At 70.6% G+C, this 16,808-nt stretch carries 13 protein-coding genes; 3 read left to right on the plus strand and 10 right to left on the minus strand.

Going from position 1 to position 16,808, the window contains the following annotated elements:
• Positions 1-95: 95 nt before the first annotated feature.
• The 5 genes from OG595_RS13825 to OG595_RS13845 all read right to left on the minus strand — a co-directional run bounded on the left by OG595_RS13825 (position 96) and on the right by OG595_RS13845 (position 7,972).
• Positions 96-3,356 (minus strand): S8 family peptidase, encoded by a 3,261-nt coding sequence (locus tag OG595_RS13825; RefSeq protein WP_329282866.1) that lies wholly within the window; start codon positions 3,354-3,356, stop codon positions 96-98.
• Between the two features lie 264 nt (positions 3,357-3,620).
• Entirely contained in the window at positions 3,621-4,304 is a 684-nt protein-coding gene (locus tag OG595_RS13830) for an ABC transporter ATP-binding protein (RefSeq protein WP_329271681.1), read from the minus strand.
• A 123-nt stretch (positions 4,305-4,427) separates the two neighbouring features.
• Entirely contained in the window at positions 4,428-5,906 is a 1,479-nt protein-coding gene (locus OG595_RS13835; RefSeq protein WP_329271683.1) for an ABC transporter permease, read from the minus strand.
• Between the two features lie 167 nt (positions 5,907-6,073).
• Positions 6,074-7,345 (minus strand): L,D-transpeptidase, encoded by a 1,272-nt coding sequence (locus tag OG595_RS13840; protein WP_329271684.1) that lies wholly within the window; start codon positions 7,343-7,345, stop codon positions 6,074-6,076.
• Between the two features lie 273 nt (positions 7,346-7,618).
• On the minus strand, positions 7,619-7,972 hold the full coding sequence (locus OG595_RS13845) for a hypothetical protein (RefSeq protein ID WP_329271686.1): 354 nt from the start codon (positions 7,970-7,972) through the stop codon (positions 7,619-7,621).
• 110 nt (positions 7,973-8,082) lie between these two features.
• Between OG595_RS13845 and OG595_RS13850 the strand changes: the two genes are divergently transcribed.
• Both OG595_RS13850 and OG595_RS13855 read left to right on the plus strand, forming a co-directional pair.
• The gene (locus OG595_RS13850; RefSeq protein WP_329271688.1) at positions 8,083-8,484 is read left to right on the plus strand and encodes a cell wall protein; all 402 of its coding nucleotides are present in this window, start codon (positions 8,083-8,085) and stop codon (positions 8,482-8,484) included.
• 81 nt (positions 8,485-8,565) lie between these two features.
• Positions 8,566-9,396 (plus strand): hypothetical protein, encoded by an 831-nt coding sequence (locus OG595_RS13855; RefSeq protein ID WP_329271691.1) that lies wholly within the window; start codon positions 8,566-8,568, stop codon positions 9,394-9,396.
• Positions 9,397-9,505: 109 nt separating this feature from the next.
• Here the strand turns inward: OG595_RS13855 and hutH are convergent, their stop codons facing one another.
• From hutH to OG595_RS13870, 3 genes are all read right to left on the minus strand, one after another.
• The gene (gene hutH, locus OG595_RS13860) at positions 9,506-11,044 is read right to left on the minus strand and encodes a histidine ammonia-lyase (RefSeq protein WP_329282869.1); all 1,539 of its coding nucleotides are present in this window, start codon (positions 11,042-11,044) and stop codon (positions 9,506-9,508) included.
• A gap of 210 nt (positions 11,045-11,254) precedes the next feature.
• Complete coding sequence (locus OG595_RS13865; RefSeq protein WP_329271694.1) at positions 11,255-12,412, minus strand: GGDEF domain-containing protein; 1,158 nt, start codon at positions 12,410-12,412, stop codon at positions 11,255-11,257.
• 84 nt (positions 12,413-12,496) lie between these two features.
• Positions 12,497-13,327, minus strand: coding sequence for an enoyl-CoA hydratase/isomerase family protein (locus OG595_RS13870; protein ID WP_329271697.1), 831 nt, complete (start codon positions 13,325-13,327; stop codon positions 12,497-12,499).
• Positions 13,328-13,545: 218 nt separating this feature from the next.
• Between OG595_RS13870 and OG595_RS13875 the strand changes: the two genes are divergently transcribed.
• A complete protein-coding gene (locus OG595_RS13875) occupies positions 13,546-14,391 on the plus strand; it encodes a hypothetical protein (RefSeq protein ID WP_329271699.1) in 846 nt (281 codons plus the stop codon).
• A 33-nt stretch (positions 14,392-14,424) separates the two neighbouring features.
• On the opposite strand, the gene OG595_RS13880 is transcribed toward OG595_RS13875, so the two are convergent.
• Together OG595_RS13880 and OG595_RS13885 are read right to left on the minus strand one after the other, a co-directional pair.
• Positions 14,425-15,585 (minus strand): adenylate/guanylate cyclase domain-containing protein, encoded by a 1,161-nt coding sequence (locus OG595_RS13880; RefSeq protein WP_329271703.1) that lies wholly within the window; start codon positions 15,583-15,585, stop codon positions 14,425-14,427.
• Between the two features lie 191 nt (positions 15,586-15,776).
• Positions 15,777-16,676: a biotin--[acetyl-CoA-carboxylase] ligase gene (locus OG595_RS13885; protein ID WP_329282871.1), complete on the minus strand. Its 900-nt coding sequence runs from the start codon at positions 16,674-16,676 to the stop codon at positions 15,777-15,779.
• Positions 16,677-16,808: the final 132 nt, after the last annotated feature.

Here is a 16,808-nt window from a genome sequence, read left to right on the forward strand (position 1 = left end):
CGAAACACACGGACGGCCGGCCGGGGGATTCCCCGGCCGGCCGTCCGCCGACACCGACGTCAACGCCTCACCTCGGCGCCTCCGTCGGAGGCGGCCTACTTTCCGTAGTAGGCGTTGTAGATGGAGATCGTCGACTTGTTGCCCTTCTTGTCGCTGATCTTCGCGTGGAAGGAGATCGCCGCCCCCTTCGCCGGGTTCACGACAGTGACCTTCCCGTTCTTCACGGTCAGCTTCTTCCAGGTCTTGCCGTAGTCGTACGACGCGTACACCGACAGCGACTTCAGGTTGCTGCCGCGCGCCGCGCCCTCGACGACGACCGGGAAGGTGACCTTCGTGCCCGCCGCGACCTTGTTGTCCAGGCCGACGGCCGCGTTGAAGCGGACCGAGGAGACCGGGAGCTGTGCCCCGTCCTCTCCCGGCTTCTTCGACCGGAACGTCCAGCTCGCGTCGATCCGCGTGGACGCCTGGGCGACCTTGACGCTGCGCTTGACCGACGTCGTCAGCTTGTACGCGGCGTCGCCCGCCGGAACCGTGAACGCCTTCCCGCCGAACAGCGGGTCGTCGTTCGTGCCGATCTTCTGGCCGTTGCGGTAGAGCGTCGTCGTCACCGACGTGAAGTCGGACGAGCCGGGGTGGCCCGCGCCGTCGGAGAACAGCGGGACGACACCGAAGATGTAGTTGCCGTCACGGAAGACGCCGAAGTCCGGAAGCAGCCGCGGACCGAAGACCGCGGTGTTGAAGGTGCGCGCGTAGGTGCCGCCCGCCTTCAGCGTCTGCGCCATACCGAGCGTGTAGTAGGCCTCGGGGATCGGGAAGCCCTGTGCGTCCTTGCCCTTGAACTGGGTGAAGTCGAACAGCCACTGGACCTTCTCGCCCGTGGACATGTACGTCGTACGGGTGCCCGGCAGCGCCTGCTCGACGAGCGAACCGAAGGCGAAGTCCTCGGGCAGGAAGGCGATCACGCCGAGGGCGCCGGTCTTGTTGGGCGCTCCGGCACCGAGACGGTTCGACACCTTGGCGAACTCGCTCGCCTTGAAGTGGCGGACCTTGTCACCGGTGATCTTCTTGACCTTGGCGGTGGTGATCGCGTCGTACTCCGCGCCCGCGCCCTTGCTGAACTGGCCGAACCAGGTCTGCGAGAGGCCGGTGACCTCGGCGCCGAGGTGGGCCATCCGCACGTTGGCGAAGGAGTCGAGAGCCACGCCGATACCGATGCCCGGGGTGTCGTACATGTAGTTGATCATCGCGCTCTGCGGCTTGGCGTCGGCGTCCGGCACCGTGATGTCGGCCGCCTTGGTGGTACGGGCGTCGATCGTCACCGAGAGGTTCTTGGTGACCGCCAGTTTCGGCTGGACCACCCAGTCGAGGCCCTCGCCGCCCAGGTCGGGCTTGGTGAAGTCCTTCGCGATCCAGCCGTCCAGGAGGTACGTGCCCTTGGGCAGACGCATCGTCGTGGTGCCGGTGGCCGCCGTCGGGACCTGGTAGCCGCGGTCGGTGGCCAGGCCGCTGTAGCCGAGGAGGATCGTGTTGTACTCGCCCGTCGGCTGGCCTGCCTTGTCGATGTGCTTGATCGTGACGTCGTACGACTCGACCTCACGGTTGACCGCCGCGGCCGTACGGACGCTCTGGGCGCCGGCCGTCGCCGTCACGTACGAGGAGTACGCGCCGTCGAGAGTGCCGCCCAGCTTGGTGTTGACGGTGTAGCCGACCGTGGCACTGCCGTTCGCCGGGACCTTCAGGGTCGTCGCGGCCAGCTTGAAGAAGCCGGCCGGAGCGGCCTGGCCCTTCGGGTTGGTCGCGGTCGCCGTCAGCTTCAGCGTGACGTCGGTCTTGCCGAGGTTGCGGTACGTCAGCGGCTTGGTGACCGGGGTGTCGTCGGTGTGCGGCCACGCCTGCGTGCCGAAGCTCACCGACGCGGGGTCGGCGATCACGGTCTGCTTGATGGCCTGGTCGACCTGGATACGGCCCGAACCCTGCTGGAACGGCGTGTACTTGCCGCCCTTCGCGGACCCGGTGAGCGCGCCCTTGATCTCGGCGTACGTCCAGGTCGGGTGCTCCTGCTTGAGGATCGCCGCCGCGCCCGCCACATGCGGCGTCGCCATCGACGTACCCGAGATGGTGAGGTAGCCGGCCGGGTTCTCGCCGACCTCCGACTCGATCAGGCTGCCCTTGGCGGAGGCGGCCGTGATGTCCACGCCGGGCGCGGTCACGTCCGGCTTGATGGCGCCGTCGCCGACCCGCGGGCCGGTGCTGGAGAAGTCGGCCAGCAGGTCCTTGTCGTCGACCGCGCCGACGGTGAGCGCGTTGTCGGCGCTGCCCGGCGAACCGACCGACTCCGGACCGGAGTTGCCCGCCGCGATGGCGAAGAGGATGCCCTTCTCGGCGGACAGCTTGTTGACCGTCGCCTCCAGCGGGTCCACCTCGGGGGTGTCCTGGCCGCCGAGGCTGAGGTTGACGACCTCGGCGCCCTGCTCGGCCGCCCACTCCATACCGGCGACGATGCCCGAGTCGTCACCGGAGCCGGTGTCGTCCAGGACCTTGCCGTTGAGGATCTTGGCGCCGGGTGCGACACCCTTGTACTTGCCGCCCGACTTGGCGCCGGTGCCCGCCGCGATGGACGCGACGTGCGTGCCGTGGCCGAACTTGTCGGTGGTGCTCGTGGCCGTGGAGAAGTTCTTGGCCGCGATCACCTGGTCCTTGAGGTCCGGGTGGGTGGCGTCGACACCCGTGTCCAGGACGGCGATCTTGACGCCCTTGCCGTCGTAGCCGGCCGCCCACGCCTTCGGCGCGCCGATCTGCGGCACGGACTTGTCGAGGCTTGCCTTGCGGGTGCCGTCGAGCCAGACGTGCGCGATGCCGGCGGCGGTCCGGTCCCCGTTGGTCACCGCGTCCCAGAGTTCGGGAGTGTCCTTCTGCGGCGTCTGCACGGCGTCCGCGTTGAGGAACTTCAGCGTCCGGCGGAGTGTGCCCGCGTCACGGACGTCGGCCTTGGTGGCGGTCGCCGCCCCCGTGTAGCCGACGATGACCTTCAGCCCCTTCTGCTGGGACCTACGGGTCGCCGCCTTGTTCAACTCCGTGACGTCGAAGAGCCGTTGGTCGAGCTTGCCGCTCGACACCAGCCGGGCCGCGTCGGCCGGTATGACGAGCGTGTGCCCGTCGGCCTTGCGGATCTGCACGGGTATCTTCTCGCGTCCCGCCGCCCGTTCCAGGCCGACGACGCGGCCCTTGGCGTCGACGGCGACACGGTCACCGGTGATCAGTGTGATGCGGTGCGCGGGCTGGAGCTTCTGTGCGGCGCTGGTCGCACGCTGCTGCTCCGCCTTCACGTCGGCCTTCGCGGACGCCGGGCCGGTCATGCCCGCCGCGAGGGCAACTGCGGCGGCCGTGGCCACGGTTGCCGCACATGCTCTTTTCACTTCTGTGCGCAAGTCTCCCCCTGGAGCGCTGGCTGAAGTGCCGGGCAGTTCCCCGTTCACCCGGCCGGGGGGAGTCCCGTACGCATGCGCGCACACCCCCCGACCGTGAATTATGCCGAGGGGTGATCAGCCGCTCAATAGACTGGAGGATTGCGCTTTTGGCTGTTACGAGCCAGTTACGAAATCTTACGGACCTTACGGACTTTACGAACCGGCGTTCTCCTTCACGGTGATCTTCCCCTTGCGGATGACGGCCAGCCGCGGGGCTTTCTTCGCGATCGCCGAATCGTGCGTGACCATGATGAAAGTGAGCCCGAGCTCCTTCCACATGGTTTCGAGTACGTCCATGATCTCGTCGCGCATCGACTCGTCGAGGTTCCCGGTGGGCTCGTCGGCGAGCAGCACCTTCGGCTGCTTCACCAGCGCACGAGCGATGGCGACGCGCTGCTGCTGACCGCCGGACATCTCCCCGGGCAGATGCCCGAGCCGCTCCCCGAGCCCCACCGACTTGAGTGCCTCGGCGGCCCGTTCGCGCCGTTCCCGGCCCTTCACTCCGAGCGGGACGAGAGCGGTCTCGACGTTTTCCTGGGCCGACAGGGTCGGAATGAGATTGAAGCTCTGGAAGACGAAGCCGATGTTCTCGCTGCGGACTTTGGTGAGGCGGCTCTCGGACAGTTTGGCGAGATCTGTGCCGTCGAGGTCGATACTGCCCTCGGTGGGGCGGTCGAGCCCGCCGAGCATTTGCAGAAGGGTGGACTTGCCGCCGCCGGTGGGGCCCTGGATGACGAGGCGGTCGCCGTCGGCGATGGTGAGGTCGATGCCCGCGAGGGCGTCCACGGTTTCCTTGCCTCGGATGTAGCGCTTGGTTACGCCCTTGAGTTCGTACATGGTGGCTCCTGCCTGGGATTCGGGTGGTAGCGGTCACTTGTCGGCTGCGGGCCGTGGGGGCTGGTCGCGCGGTTCCCCGCGTGCCTGAAAGTCCAGCCCCTCCGGTCACAGCCGAACCCCGCGCTACTCGACGCGCCTCAGCGCGTCCGCCGGGCGCAGGCGGGACGCGCGCCAGCCGCCGAAGGCACCGGCGATCAGGCCGCCGGCGACGGCGAGGCCGACCGCGAGGGTGATGGTGGAGAGCGCGACGGGCGCGGTGAGCGCGACCGTCAGGGCCTTGGTCGCGGCCTGTCGGCCGAAGCCGCCACCGCCGGGGAAGCCGCCTCCGCCGGGACCGGCGTTGCCGCCCGAACTGCCCACCTCAGCCTGGAGTTCCGGGCTGATCGCGGTGACGACGTACGCCCCGGCGAGGCCGAGCGCGATACCGAGGGCGCCGCCCACCAGCCCGTTGACGACGGCCTCGCCGACGACCTGCCGGGTGACCCGGCCCGACTTCCAGCCGAGCGCCTTCAGCGTGCCGAACTCGCGCACCCGCCGGGAGACGGCCGAGGAGGTGAGCAGGCCCGCGACCAGGAAGGCGGCGACGAGCACCGCGATGGACAGCCACTTGCCGACGTTGGAGGCCAGGTCGGACGCGGTGGACAGGGACCCGGAGACGGTGCTGGCGAGATCGGCGGACGTGGTGACGGTCGTACCCGAGATGTTCTTCTGGATGGTCGACTTGACCGCGTCGATCTGCTGGGAGTCGGTCGCCTGGACGTAGATCGTGGTGACCTTGTCCTTGGAGTCGCTGAGGGTCTGGGCCTGCTTCAGCGGGATGTAGAGGTTGGCCGCCGCGTCGCCGCTGTCGGGGGTGGCGATGCCGATGGCCTTGTACTTGACGCTCTTGATGGTGACCGTGCTGCCGACCTTGAGCTTCTTCTCCTTGGCGTAGGAGGCGTCGACGACCACGACCTTGGCGTCGGTCTCGGAGGTCGTGAAGGTACGGCCGCTGGTGATCTTCGAGGAGGTCAGCGGGCCGAGGGCCGGCTTGGTGACGTCGGTGCCGTACACCGAGTAGTTGTTGACGTCGAACTCGGCGCCGCCGCCTTCGACGCGCCCCTGGGGAGCGGCCGTCGAGTCCCCGCCGGGGCGTCCGCCGCCCTGGTTGCCGCCGCTGCCCTGCTGGTCCTGCTGGAACTGGCCCTGGCGGAACTGGCCGCTGACCTTGATGACTTGAAGGCTCAGTCCGCCGACGGCGTCCGAAACACCCTGCTGCGTACCGACCTTGGTGACCGTGGAGGCGGCCAGGGTCTGGAAGCCCTGGACCATCACCCGGTCGCTGCTCTGCTCCGCGTCGGAGTCGTTGTCCTGCGCGTCGAACTGGAAGCGCCGGCGCTGGGTGTCGGCGGTGCCGGTCTGGGCCGCGGCGGCCTTGGTGACGGTCATGTCGGTACCGAGTCCGTACAGCGACTCGAGAACCTTGTCCTGCGCCTTCGACATGCCCGAGGACACGGAGGTGACCACGATGACCAGGGCGATGCCGAGCGCGAGCCCGGAGGCGACGACGAGTGCCGCTTTGCGACGGCGGCGCAGTTCGCGCCTCAGGTAGGTGAAGAACATGGCCGCAAGCTAGGTACACCGCGTGATGACGGGATAAGTCCTGCATAAGAGATGCATGAGAAGGCTGTGATCAGCCAAGGAAAGTCCCGGCAAACACCGATGCCGCCCCTGGGGGCGGCATCGGAGAAGCTGTGCGGTGACTGTGTGTCAGACCGGCCGTGCGGAACTCAGACCGCCGAACCCGCCTTCCAGTCCGCCCAGTTCAGGTTCCAGCCGTTGAGGCCGTTGGCCGGGTCGACGGTCTTGTCGCCGGTGTTCCGGACGTCGACGACGTCACCGATGATCGAGTGCTCGTAGAACCAGTAGCCCGCGGAGTTCTTGTCGTTGGCGCCCTTGGTGTCGTTCAGGCCGACGCAGCCGTGGCTGACGTTGGCGCTGCCGAAGGTGCCGTCGGAGCTCCAGTAGTTGCCGTGCACGAAGGTGCCGGAGGTGGTCAGCCGGATGGCGTGCGGCACGTCCTTGATGTCGTACTCGCCCTTGCCGTCGTCGTCGGTGAAGCCCACGGTCGCGCCGTTCATGCGCGTCTCCTTGAACTTCTCCGACATCACCATCTTGCCCTCGTACGTCTTGTTCTCGGGCGAACCGGCGGAGATCGGGATGGTCTTGATGACCGTGCCGTTGTGCATGACCTTCATCGTCTTCGTCTTGGCGTCGACGATGGAGACCTGGTTGCGGCCGATGTCGAAGGTGACCGTCTTCTGCTGCACGCCGTAGACGCCCTTCGCGCCCTCCACGCCGTCGAGCGCCAGCTTCAGCGTGACGGTGGAGTTCTCCTGCCAGTAGTCGTCGGGGCGGCAGTCCATGCGGGTGTCGTTGAACCAGTGGCAGACGACTTCCTGCCCGCTGGTCGAGGTGACCGTGACGGCCTTCTGCACGGCCGCCTTCTCGGTGATCGCCTTGTCGAAGTTGATCGACACGGGCATGCCCACACCGACGGTCGAGCCGTCCTCGGGGGTGAAGTAGCCGACGAAGCTGTTCGCGGCGGCGACCGTCGTGAACGAGGCGTTCTCGTGCGCGGCGCGGCCGTCGGCGTCCTTGGCCTCCGCCGTCACCTTGTAGGTGGTGGCGCGCTCGAGCTGGGCGCTCGGCTTCCAGCTGGTCTTGTCGGCAGATATCTCACCGGCGACGGCGGTACCGTCCGCCGTCGTCATCTGCACGGACGTGAGGGTGCCCTTGGTCACCGCCACCTGGGCGGCGTTGTTGATGGAGGCGTTGTTCGAACCGTCCCCGGGTGTGATCTTGATCTGGGCCTCGGAGGCCTTCTCCGCCGCCGCCTCGTCGGCCTTGGCCTGCGAGGTGTCGGTGCCGCTGTCGCCCTTGGAGGCACTGTCGCTGTCGCCTCCGCTGCACGCAGAGAGCACCAGCACGCCACCGAGCAGGGCGGACGCGGCCATCAGACCCTTGCGCCGCCTACTGTCCGTCATCACACGCTTCTCCATCGTTGCCGAATCCCCAACCAGAACCAGCGAGGGTCCCCGTACGAAACCTGTAGATCCCCGTAACACGGTTCAACCCAACGCTACGACCGGTACATCCCGTTCCACATTCGATCGATGTGTGGGGGACACCACGTCGCGCGGGTCACAGGGAGCTGTCCGCTCGTCCCGTACTCCACCGGGTCGCATGGTGCCACTGCCGGTCACTGCTTCTCCTGAGACGACGAAACCCCGGTCGGCGGTTGCCGCCCGGGGTCACTTTTTTCCCCGGCGGCCTCAGCCGTCCACCCGCTCGCCGACCATTTCGTCGCCGTCCGCCTCATCATCCTCGTCCAGATCCCAATCCGGCGAATCCGGGTCGTAGTCGATCTCCTCGCTGCTCCACGAGGCCTGCGCCAGTTCGGTCCCCGGCACCTCGCCGACCAGGTCGAACGGGTCCACGAGGTACGCGAGCGCCTCCGCGGTGTCCTCCGTCACCGTGTCCTCGGCGTGCACCCGCTCGTCGGCGGGCATCTCGGTGTCACCGGCGATCCGCTGCAACGCGGCCTTCGTCAGCGCGTCCACGTCGTCGACCTCGACGACCAGTTCCAGCCGAAGCCGTACAAAACGTGATGTCTCTGATGTACTCATGGTCGGAGAGCGTACGGCTCACAGCTCCCGCAACTTTCCCACGACCCACGCCTGTCATTAACATCGGGGTCACGGCCAATTCGCCAGCGCCACAAGGGGATCGATATTCCGTGTCATCCGCACGTCGATCGTTGTTGACCGCCACCGCCGCGGGCACCCTGCTGGGTGCCCTGTGGTTCGTCCCGTCCGCCAACGCGACGGCCGAGCAGCCGGTGCAGCAGCGACACAGAGCGGACACGTCCATGTCCACGATGTCGGAACAGACCCGGCAGATCTCCACAACGGGCACCGCGAAGAGTGCGGGCACGAGCACGGGCCTGAGGACGAGCACGAGTACGACCGCCACCACGGCCACGGCCGCCACGACCTCGGACTCGGCCGCCGACGGCACCCGCCTCGCCGACACCGGCAGCTTCGACACCACGCCGTACGTCGTCGGGGGCACCTTCAGCCTCGCTCTGGGCGCCGGGTTCGTGGTGTATTCGCTGCGACGGGAACGTCTGGGGTTCTGACAGGCCTCCGAGCCGGCAGTCAGGCTTTTGAGGAACTTTAAGGATTTGACGTTTATTTGACCGTCGGTTCATAGTCCGCCCATGAAGAGATCATCGAGGGTGCGCGTGTGCGCCACGACAACCGTGGGCGTACTGGCGCTGGCCCTCATCACGGGGTGTGGCGGCGGGAACTCCGGCGAGTCCGGGGGCTCCGGGGCGTCGGCGACGACGCAGGCCGGAAAGACCGCGAAGGCGGCGACCGGCGCCGAGCTGGAGAAGCTGCTCGTCACCACGGCCGACGTGGTCGGTTACAAGGTCGCACCGCTCACCGCTGAGGCGGAGGCCGAGGAGAAGGCCGCGGACTCCAAGAGCGACCTCAGGATCGCCGACAAGGCCTGCGCGCCGATCGCGTACGCCGTCTCGGGCTTCGCGCCCGGCGACGAGGCGGCCGTCGTGCAACGCAAGGTCACCCAGGACGCGAAGACGCCCGCCGACGCCGCTTCCGGGTCGACGGACGACCTGTCCGACGCGGAGTGGCAGGCCTCGTTCGCGGAGTCCATGAACATCGACATCACCTTCCTCACGCTCTCCTCGTACGACGGTGACGGCGCCGAGAAGACCATGAAGGCCGTCTCCGACGCGGTCGCCGGCTGCGCGGGCGGCTTCTCGATCAGTGGCGGCACGGACAAGACGACGTACTCGAAGATCGCGCCGGTGAAGACGTCCGGGGCCGGTGACGAGGCCGTGGCGTTCTCCGCGGCCGGCGAACCGGAGGAGTCGGACGGCGCGACCGGCTTCACGTACGGCGAGGTCGTGCGCTACGGGAACACCATCGCGGCGTACACCACGGTCAACCTCAGCAAGGTCGTGTCCGGGAAGCCCTACGCCGTCTCGGCCCCCGTCGTGAAGGCACAGTCGGCCAAGCTGAAGTAGCGCGAGCAGCCGAAAGAAGCGATTCGGGGCCCTGTCCGGCGACACCGGCAGGGCCCCGCTCACCTTCCCCCGTACGGGAGTTACCGCACGAGGAGTTGCCGCACCGGGGTCACCGCAACGGCCCCGTCACCGGTTCCACCGCCGCGACCAGCCGGCCGCTCCGCACGAACGCGTCCGCCGCGGCGAGGTCGGGCGCCAGGAACCGGTCGGGTCCGGGCCCCTCGACACCCGCCGCCCGTACGGCGTCGATGACGGCCCGGGACGCGGGCGCGGGCGTCAGCCCCTCCCGCAGCTCGATGGCACGCGTGGCCGCGTACAGCTCGACGGCGATGATCCGGGCGAGGTTGTCGACGGCCGTACGGAGCTTGCGCGCCGCCGACCAGCCCATCGACACATGGTCCTCCTGCATCGCGGAGGAGGGAATCGAGTCCGCCGAGGCAGGCACGGCGAGCCGCTTCAACTCGCTGACCAGGGCGGCCTGCGTGTACTGGGCGATCATCAGACCGCTGTCCACACCGGCGTCGTCCGCGAGGAACGGCGGCAGCCCGTGCGAGCGGTTCTTGTCGAGGAGGCGGTCCGTGCGCCGCTCGGCGATGGACCCGAGGTCGGCGGCGGCGATGGCGAGGAAGTCGAGGACGTAGGCGACCGGAGCGCCGTGGAAGTTCCCGTTGGACTCGACCCGCCCGTCGGGCAGGACGACGGGATTGTCGACGGACGAGGCGAGTTCCCGCTCGGCGACGAGCCGCGCGTGCGCCATGGTGTCGCGCCCGGCGCCGGCGACCTGCGGGGCGCAGCGCACGGAGTAGGCGTCCTGGACGCGCGGCGCGCCGTCCTGGTGATGCCCGGTGAGCTCAGAGTCCTTCAGCACGGCGAGCATGTTGGCCGCGCTGGCCGCCTGCCCCGGGTGCGGCCGGATGGCGTGCAGCTCGGGCGCGAGCACCTTCTCGGTGCCGAGGAGCGCTTCCAGGGAGAGTGCGGCGGTGATGTCGGCGGACTTGTAGAGGGTGTCGAGGTCGGCGAGGGCCATGATCAGCATGCCGAGCATGCCGTCGGTGCCGTTGAGGAGGGCCAGGCCCTCCTTCTCGCGCAGCTCGACGGGGACGATGCCGTGCTCGGCCAGGAGTTCGGCGGCCGGCCGTACGACGCCGTCCGGCCCTTCGGCGTCGCCCTCGCCCATGAGCGTGAGGGCGCAGTGGGAGAGGGGCGCGAGGTCGCCGGAGCAGCCGAGGGAGCCGTACTCGTGGACGACCGGGGTGATCCCGGCGTTGAGCACGTCGGCCATGGTCTGCGCGACCTCGGGCCGCACGCCCGTGTGCCCCGAGCAGACGGTCTTGAGCCGCAGGAACATCAGCGCCCGTACGACCTCGCGCTCGACCCGCGGTCCCATGCCGGCGGCGTGCGAGCGGACGATGTTGCGCTGGAGCTGGGCCCGTAGTTCGGGGCTGATGTGCCGGCTCGCGAGGGCGCCGAACCCGGTGCTCACGCCGTACACGGGCTCGGGCTTGGCGGCCAGGGCGTCGATGATCCCGCGGGCCTTCGAGAGAGCGGCGACGGCCTCCCCGGACAGCTCGATCCGGGCCCCGCCGCGCGCGACGGCGAGCACGTCGGCCGCGGACGTCCCGGACGTCCCCACCACCACAGTGTGCATATCCATATTCAGGAGCGTAACCACTGAATTCGAAGATGTCACTACCGGATGGCTGGTACACCCCTTACCGGCACTCCCAGCGCCGGCCCGCACCCAAAGCACCGGCCCGCACCCCCAGCCCGTCCGGCGATTGAGGACGAGGCCCGTTCAGGGCCGGAGCGGGGTCTGGGGGCGCAGCCCCCAGCGAGGCCCGCACCCACACCCCGCACCTCACGCCCGACGCCCCCGGAACCGCCGCCGCTCGACAACCCCCTCCCCGGAGGGCTCCTCGGCGAGCCGGACGACCGGGTCGTCGGGACCCTCACGCCCCGCGACCACCGGCCGGTCCGCGTGCACCGCCTTCGCCCGGTACTGCGCCGCATCGGCGAGCCGGAACAACCGGCGAGCCGTCCGCACCGGCCCGATCCCGTCACCGGTGGACGCGATCCCGCACGCGACCCCCTCCCCCAGCTCCAACTCGGCGGCACGACGGCACAGTTCGGCACCCGCCCGGACCACGTCGTCCGCGGGCGCGCCGACCACCAGCAGGCAGAACTCGTCACCGCCGAGACGCGCGGCGAGGGCGCCGGGCAGCATGGCCCCGCACAGCGACAGCACCGACCCGAACCGTTCGAGGAGCCGGTCGCCGACCGCGTGCCCCAGGGTGTCGTTGACGCGTTTGAGTCCGTTCAGGTCGCAGACGACGAGGCTGACCACGACCCCCTCCCGCCGGTGCCGCTCGATCGCCTCGTCGAGATGGGCGTCCACGGCACGACGGTTGGCGAGCCCGGTGAGCGCGTCGGTGAAAGCGAGCCGCCGGGCCTCCTCCAGCCGCTCGGTCTGGGCGATCCCGGCGGCGACGACGGAGGCCAGGACGGTGGCGAAGTCGGCGTCGGCGCGGCCGAAGACGGGGGCACCGACGGGCCGGGCGACGTACAGCTCGCCCCAGGCCCGGCCGTGCAGCACGACGGGGGCGACGACACAGCAGCCGCGCCCCCTGCGCCGCAGGGCGGCGACCCGCTGATGGCAGTACCCGGCGCGGCCGGCCGACGACCCGCGCGCGGGCCCCTCGGCGGTCTCGACCCAGGCGTTGGGCCCACCGCCGCCCGCCCATCGCTCGTGCAGGAACTCGGTGATCTCCGGGAACTGGTGCACGGGGTAGGCCTCGCCCTCCGGGAACTCCTCCTCGTCGGCGGCCCGCTCCCCCACGTTCACCAGGACCCGCAGCCGCCCCAGCTCCCGCTCCCACACCGACAGAGCGGCGAAGTTCCCGGCCAGGGCATGACGGGCACCGAGCGCGGCGGCACGCCAGGACTCGCGGGGGCTCTGCGCCGCGGCCATCCCCTGCGCGAGTGTCACGACGGCGTGGAGCCGGCTTTCCTCACCCATTGATCCAGGTTAGGAAGGTTTGGGTGTAATTGAGACATCGAGAGGGCGAACAGAGGCCCCCCAAGGCCGCCGGAGGCGGGAGGGCTACTCCCCCGGCCAGACGGGCGCCCTCTTCTCGGCGAAGGCCGCGACCCCCTCCGCCCGATCACCCGAAAAGGCGACAGAACGCCACGCGGCGTCCTCCACCTCAAGCCCCGCCCGCAGATCGAGCCCGAACCCCACCCGCAACGCCCGCTTGGCCGCCCGTACCCCCACCGGGGAGTTCGCGGCGATCCGGGACGCCAGCGCCAGCGCCTCCGCCCGGTCGCGGCCCTCCTCCACCAGTACGTCCACCAGCCCCAGCTCCCGCGCCTCGCCCGCCTCCACGCGCCGCGCGGTGAAGATCAGCTCGGCGGCCCGCGCCGCGCCCACCCGGCGGGGCAGCAACTGTGTGCCGCCGCCTCCCGGAATCACGCCCACGGAGACCTCGGGCAACCCCACCACCGCCGTGGAGTCGGCCACGATCAGATCGCAGGACAGCGCCAGCTCGAACCCGCCCCCCAGCGCGAACCCGTGCACCGCGGCGACCGTCGGCATCGGCAGGTCCAGTACGCCGGTGTAGGCGCCCCGGGCCACCGGCCGCTGCCGGACCAGTTCGGCGTCCGACATCGAGTTCCGCTCCTTGAGGTCGGCCCCGACACAGAACGCCCGCTCATGGGTGGAGCTGAGCACCACCGCGCGTACGTCACGGTCGGCGGCCAGCGCGGCACACGCGCCGACGACGGACCGGGCCATGGCGGAGGAGACCGCGTTCATGGCCTTCGGCCGATCGAGGACCAGCTCGGCGACGAACCCGTGCCGCCGCACGACGACGAACTCCCCGAACCGCTCCTCCGGCCGCCCCTCGGACCGCTCCTCGGACCGTCCCTCGCCCATGACACCCTCCTGGTTAACGCAGGTTAACTACGGCCGCCCCGATCATCGCAGCCCGCCCACCCCCAGGGGAAGAACGGGCGGCGGGGAAGGGACCCGGAGGGACCCTCTCCTCGTTCGGGTGACATGGCGCCGATCTCCTGAAATTCGGCTCCCGGGAGCGCATAACGTGCGCTCCGCCACGGCGCACCCGGGGCGCGAGCGCAACGGGGAGGGATCGCGTGACGGACACGACGACAAGGCCGGTCGGGACAGGCACACCGAGGCACACGCAGCTCCCGCCCCAGGCTCCACCCCAGGTCCCGCCGCGGATCCCGCCGCAGTTCCAGGCCCCCGCCCGGCCGTGGACCCCGCCCCCGCCTCCCGCCGCGCCTGCCGTGCCCGAGGCCCCGTCCACGCCCCTCCTCAACCGCCCCCGGGGCCGGCACCGCAAGCCCCGCCCCCGCAAGGTCCTGCTCGCGGCGGGCGGCTTCGCGCTGGCCGCCGGGGTCCTGAGCCTCGTCCGGCTGGCACCCGACGGCGGAGTGGGCGTCGGCAGGGCGCAGGCCCAGTCCGAACCGGACGCGGACACAGGGGCGAACTCGGACCCGGACACGGGCGCGGACACCTCGGCCGACCGCACCGGCAACGCGGCGGCCACCGTCGGCGGCGGCCCCACGGCGAACCCGTCGGCGAGCGCTCCCATGGGTGGCGCGACCCCCGTCCCGACCACGCCCCCGACGGCACTCCCCACCGCGCTGCCGAGCGCGACGGGCCCGCTGCGGCCCTTCCCCGTCGGCGCGTTCCCCACGTCCCTCGGGCCCGCCGCCGACGCCACCACGATCCCGCAGCGGCCCGACGCACCGGCGCCCGCCGCCACGCCCGGCCAGACGCGCCCGGCGGCATCGGCACCGGCCCCGGTGGCAGCTCAGCCCCAGCCGCAGCCCCCGCAGCAGGCGACACCGGCGCCCGCGCCGACGCCCGAACCCCCGCAGGCACCCGCACCGGCCCCGCAGCCCGCCAAGCCGGGCGGAGTGTGCGTACCGCTCATCGGCCTGTGCGTGGACGCGCTGGACCACCGCCACTGAGCGGGAGGGGGAAAGCGGGCAGCGCGGCCGGTCCTACGCGACGGGGCCGGTCCGCCGGGTCAGCAGCCAGGGCTCGACCACGCCAAGCCCGCGCACGGGCCGCTGCCACATCGGCTGGAGCGCGAAGCGGTACAGCGGCGGCTCCTCGCCCTCCTTCTCCGCGGTGGCGGCGGCCTCGGCGGCCTCCGCCTCGGAGGCGGGCGCGTCCCCGGTGCGGATCAGCTCCTCGGCGAACGCCGCGTCGACGAGCACGGCGTCCCGAGGCGCTATCGACGTCAACCGCGAGGCCAGATTCACCGTCGACCCGAACACATCACCCATACGGGTGGTCACCGTGCCGAAGGCCATCCCGACCCGCAGCTCGGGCATCGTCTCGTCGTGCGCCATCGTCTCGATCAGCCGCAGCGCGATCTCGGCGGCCACCCCCGCGTCGTCCGCCGCGTACAGCACCTCGTCGCCGAGCGTCTTGACGAGCCGCCCGCCGTTCGCCGCCACCAGGTCGGCGGCCGTGGTCTCGAAGGCCTCGACGAGTTCGCCGAGTTCCTCCTCCTCCATACGCCGGGTCAGCCGGGTGAACCCGACGAGGTCGGCGAAGCAGACGGCGAGCCGCCGGTCGACCATCTCCTCGTCGTCGGCGGCCTGCACGACCCGCCCGGTCGCGGCGGCGAGCTGGCGCCGCCAGACGTAGACGATGAACTCCTCCAGCTCGGGCAGGAGCAGCTCGATCAGCGGGTACGTCACCTCGGTGCGCGTCATTCCGGGCTCGGGCGGCTCGGTCAGCCCCTCCAGGAAGGAGTCGATCTGCCACTCGGCCAGACGGGCGGTGGTCTGCCCCGTGGACCGCGCCACCTGCACGGCCATCGCCTCGCTGAGCAGACCCGCCTCGACGAGACCGGCGAGCCGGCGCAGCGCGAGGACGTCCGCCTCGGTCAGCGCCTTGGCCTGCCCGATGTCGGCGAAGCCCATCGCCCGCCAGAAACGGGACGCGAGCTCCATGGAGACACCGGCGCTGCGGGCGGCCTGAAAAGGGGTGTAGCGCCGCTCGGCACCCAGGATGAGCTGTTCGAGGCGCAGGGCGAGCGGGTCCTCGCCGGAGTCGGCGTCATGGGAGTCCCCCCGCTCGAACGAAGTCGAGAGTGGGGGAGCGTCCGCCCGCCTGCCCGCCGTGTCGGAGCCCGTGTCGTCGACGGTCACGCCTGCTGCCCTTCCGATCTGTCACGGTCAGATATCGACCGCCCTCAACGATACGGCCTCGCTCCGCCGGGTTCAGCAGGGACGACGCGCCGGAGTTGGTGTGAGCCTCGCTGGGGCTGCGCCCCCAGACCCCCTACGGCCCTGAACGGGCCTTGTCCTCAAACTCCCCCAGAGGGGGACCCCCAGACGGGCTAAGGAGTTGCCGGCCGCAGGTGCACGACGTCCCCCGCGCCCACCGGCTCCTGCACCCCCTCCCCCGTAGCCAGCACCAACCGTCCGTCCCCGTCCACGGCGACCGCCTCCCCCACGACGCTCCGGTCCCCCGGCAGCTCCGCCCGCACCGTCCGCCCCAACGTCGCGCACCCCGCCGCGTACGTCTCCTGGAGCCCCGACGACGCGGGATCCCCCTCCACCGACCGCCACCGCACGTACCACTGCTCCAGCGACCGCAGCACCGCCCGCAGCAGGGGATCCCGGTCGGTGCCCACCGCCCCGGCCAGCGCCAGCGACCCCGCGGTCGGCACCGGCAGCTCGTCCTCGCGCAGGGTGACGTTGATGCCGATGCCGATCACCACCGCGTCCGTACCGGACCGCTCCGCGAGGATCCCGCCCGCCTTGCGCTCCGCGCCGTCCACGGTCACCAGCAGGTCGTTGGGCCACTTGAGGGACGTATCGATGCCCGCCGCGCGTGACAGTCCCGTCGCCACCGCGACCCCGGTGAGCAGCGGGAGCCAGCCCCAGCGGGCCACCGGGACCTGCGTCGGCTTCAGCAGCACGGAGAGGAACAGCCCGGAGCGGGCGGGCGCCGTCCACTGCCGGTCCAGTCGGCCGCGCCCGGCGGTCTGCTCCTCGGCGAGCAGGATCAGTCCCTCCTCCGCCTTGCCCGCGTCCGCGAGGGCGACAAGGTCGGCGTTGGTCGAGCCGGTACTCCGCACCACGTTCACCTGGGACCACAGGCTGCCCTCGCGCACGAGGGCCCTGCGCAGGCCGACGGCGTTCAGAGGGGGGCGGTCGAGGTCGGACCAGCGGTCCGACCTCGGCTCACCGCGCCCGTCGGGCGGGTTGCCTTCATCGTTCGGTGGCGTCTCCATCATGCAAGCCACACTAGGTTTGACATCCTCCATCCCGCAGAGGGGGATGGATTCCAGCCCGTGAGGGCTGAGGTTCACAAGCGCTCGACCGCTCTCGCGATGTCACCTCTCCGGCGTGTCCCGCCGCGACAT

It is taken from the genome of Streptomyces sp. NBC_01451, assembly GCF_036227485.1.
Lineage (GTDB): Bacteria > Actinomycetota > Actinomycetes > Streptomycetales > Streptomycetaceae > Streptomyces.

Excerpts from the sequence above, each read along its gene's own strand:
- OG595_RS13825 (WP_329282866.1), bottom strand. The coding sequence starts at position 3,356 with ATGACCGGCCCGGCGTCCGCGAAGGCCGACGTGAAGGCGGAGCAGCAG.
- OG595_RS13830 (WP_329271681.1), bottom strand. The coding sequence starts at position 4,304 with ATGTACGAACTCAAGGGCGTAACCAAGCGCTACATCCGAGGCAAGGAA.
- OG595_RS13835 (WP_329271683.1), bottom strand. The coding sequence starts at position 5,906 with ATGTTCTTCACCTACCTGAGGCGCGAACTGCGCCGCCGTCGCAAAGCG.
- OG595_RS13840 (WP_329271684.1), bottom strand. The coding sequence starts at position 7,345 with ATGGAGAAGCGTGTGATGACGGACAGTAGGCGGCGCAAGGGTCTGATG.
- OG595_RS13845 (WP_329271686.1), bottom strand. The coding sequence starts at position 7,972 with ATGAGTACATCAGAGACATCACGTTTTGTACGGCTTCGGCTGGAACTG.
- OG595_RS13855 (WP_329271691.1), top strand. The coding sequence starts at position 8,566 with ATGAAGAGATCATCGAGGGTGCGCGTGTGCGCCACGACAACCGTGGGC.
- hutH (WP_329282869.1), bottom strand. The coding sequence starts at position 11,044 with ATGCACACTGTGGTGGTGGGGACGTCCGGGACGTCCGCGGCCGACGTG.
- OG595_RS13865 (WP_329271694.1), bottom strand. The coding sequence starts at position 12,412 with ATGGGTGAGGAAAGCCGGCTCCACGCCGTCGTGACACTCGCGCAGGGG.
- OG595_RS13870 (WP_329271697.1), bottom strand. The coding sequence starts at position 13,327 with ATGGGCGAGGGACGGTCCGAGGAGCGGTCCGAGGGGCGGCCGGAGGAG.
- OG595_RS13885 (WP_329282871.1), bottom strand. The coding sequence starts at position 16,676 with ATGGAGACGCCACCGAACGATGAAGGCAACCCGCCCGACGGGCGCGGT.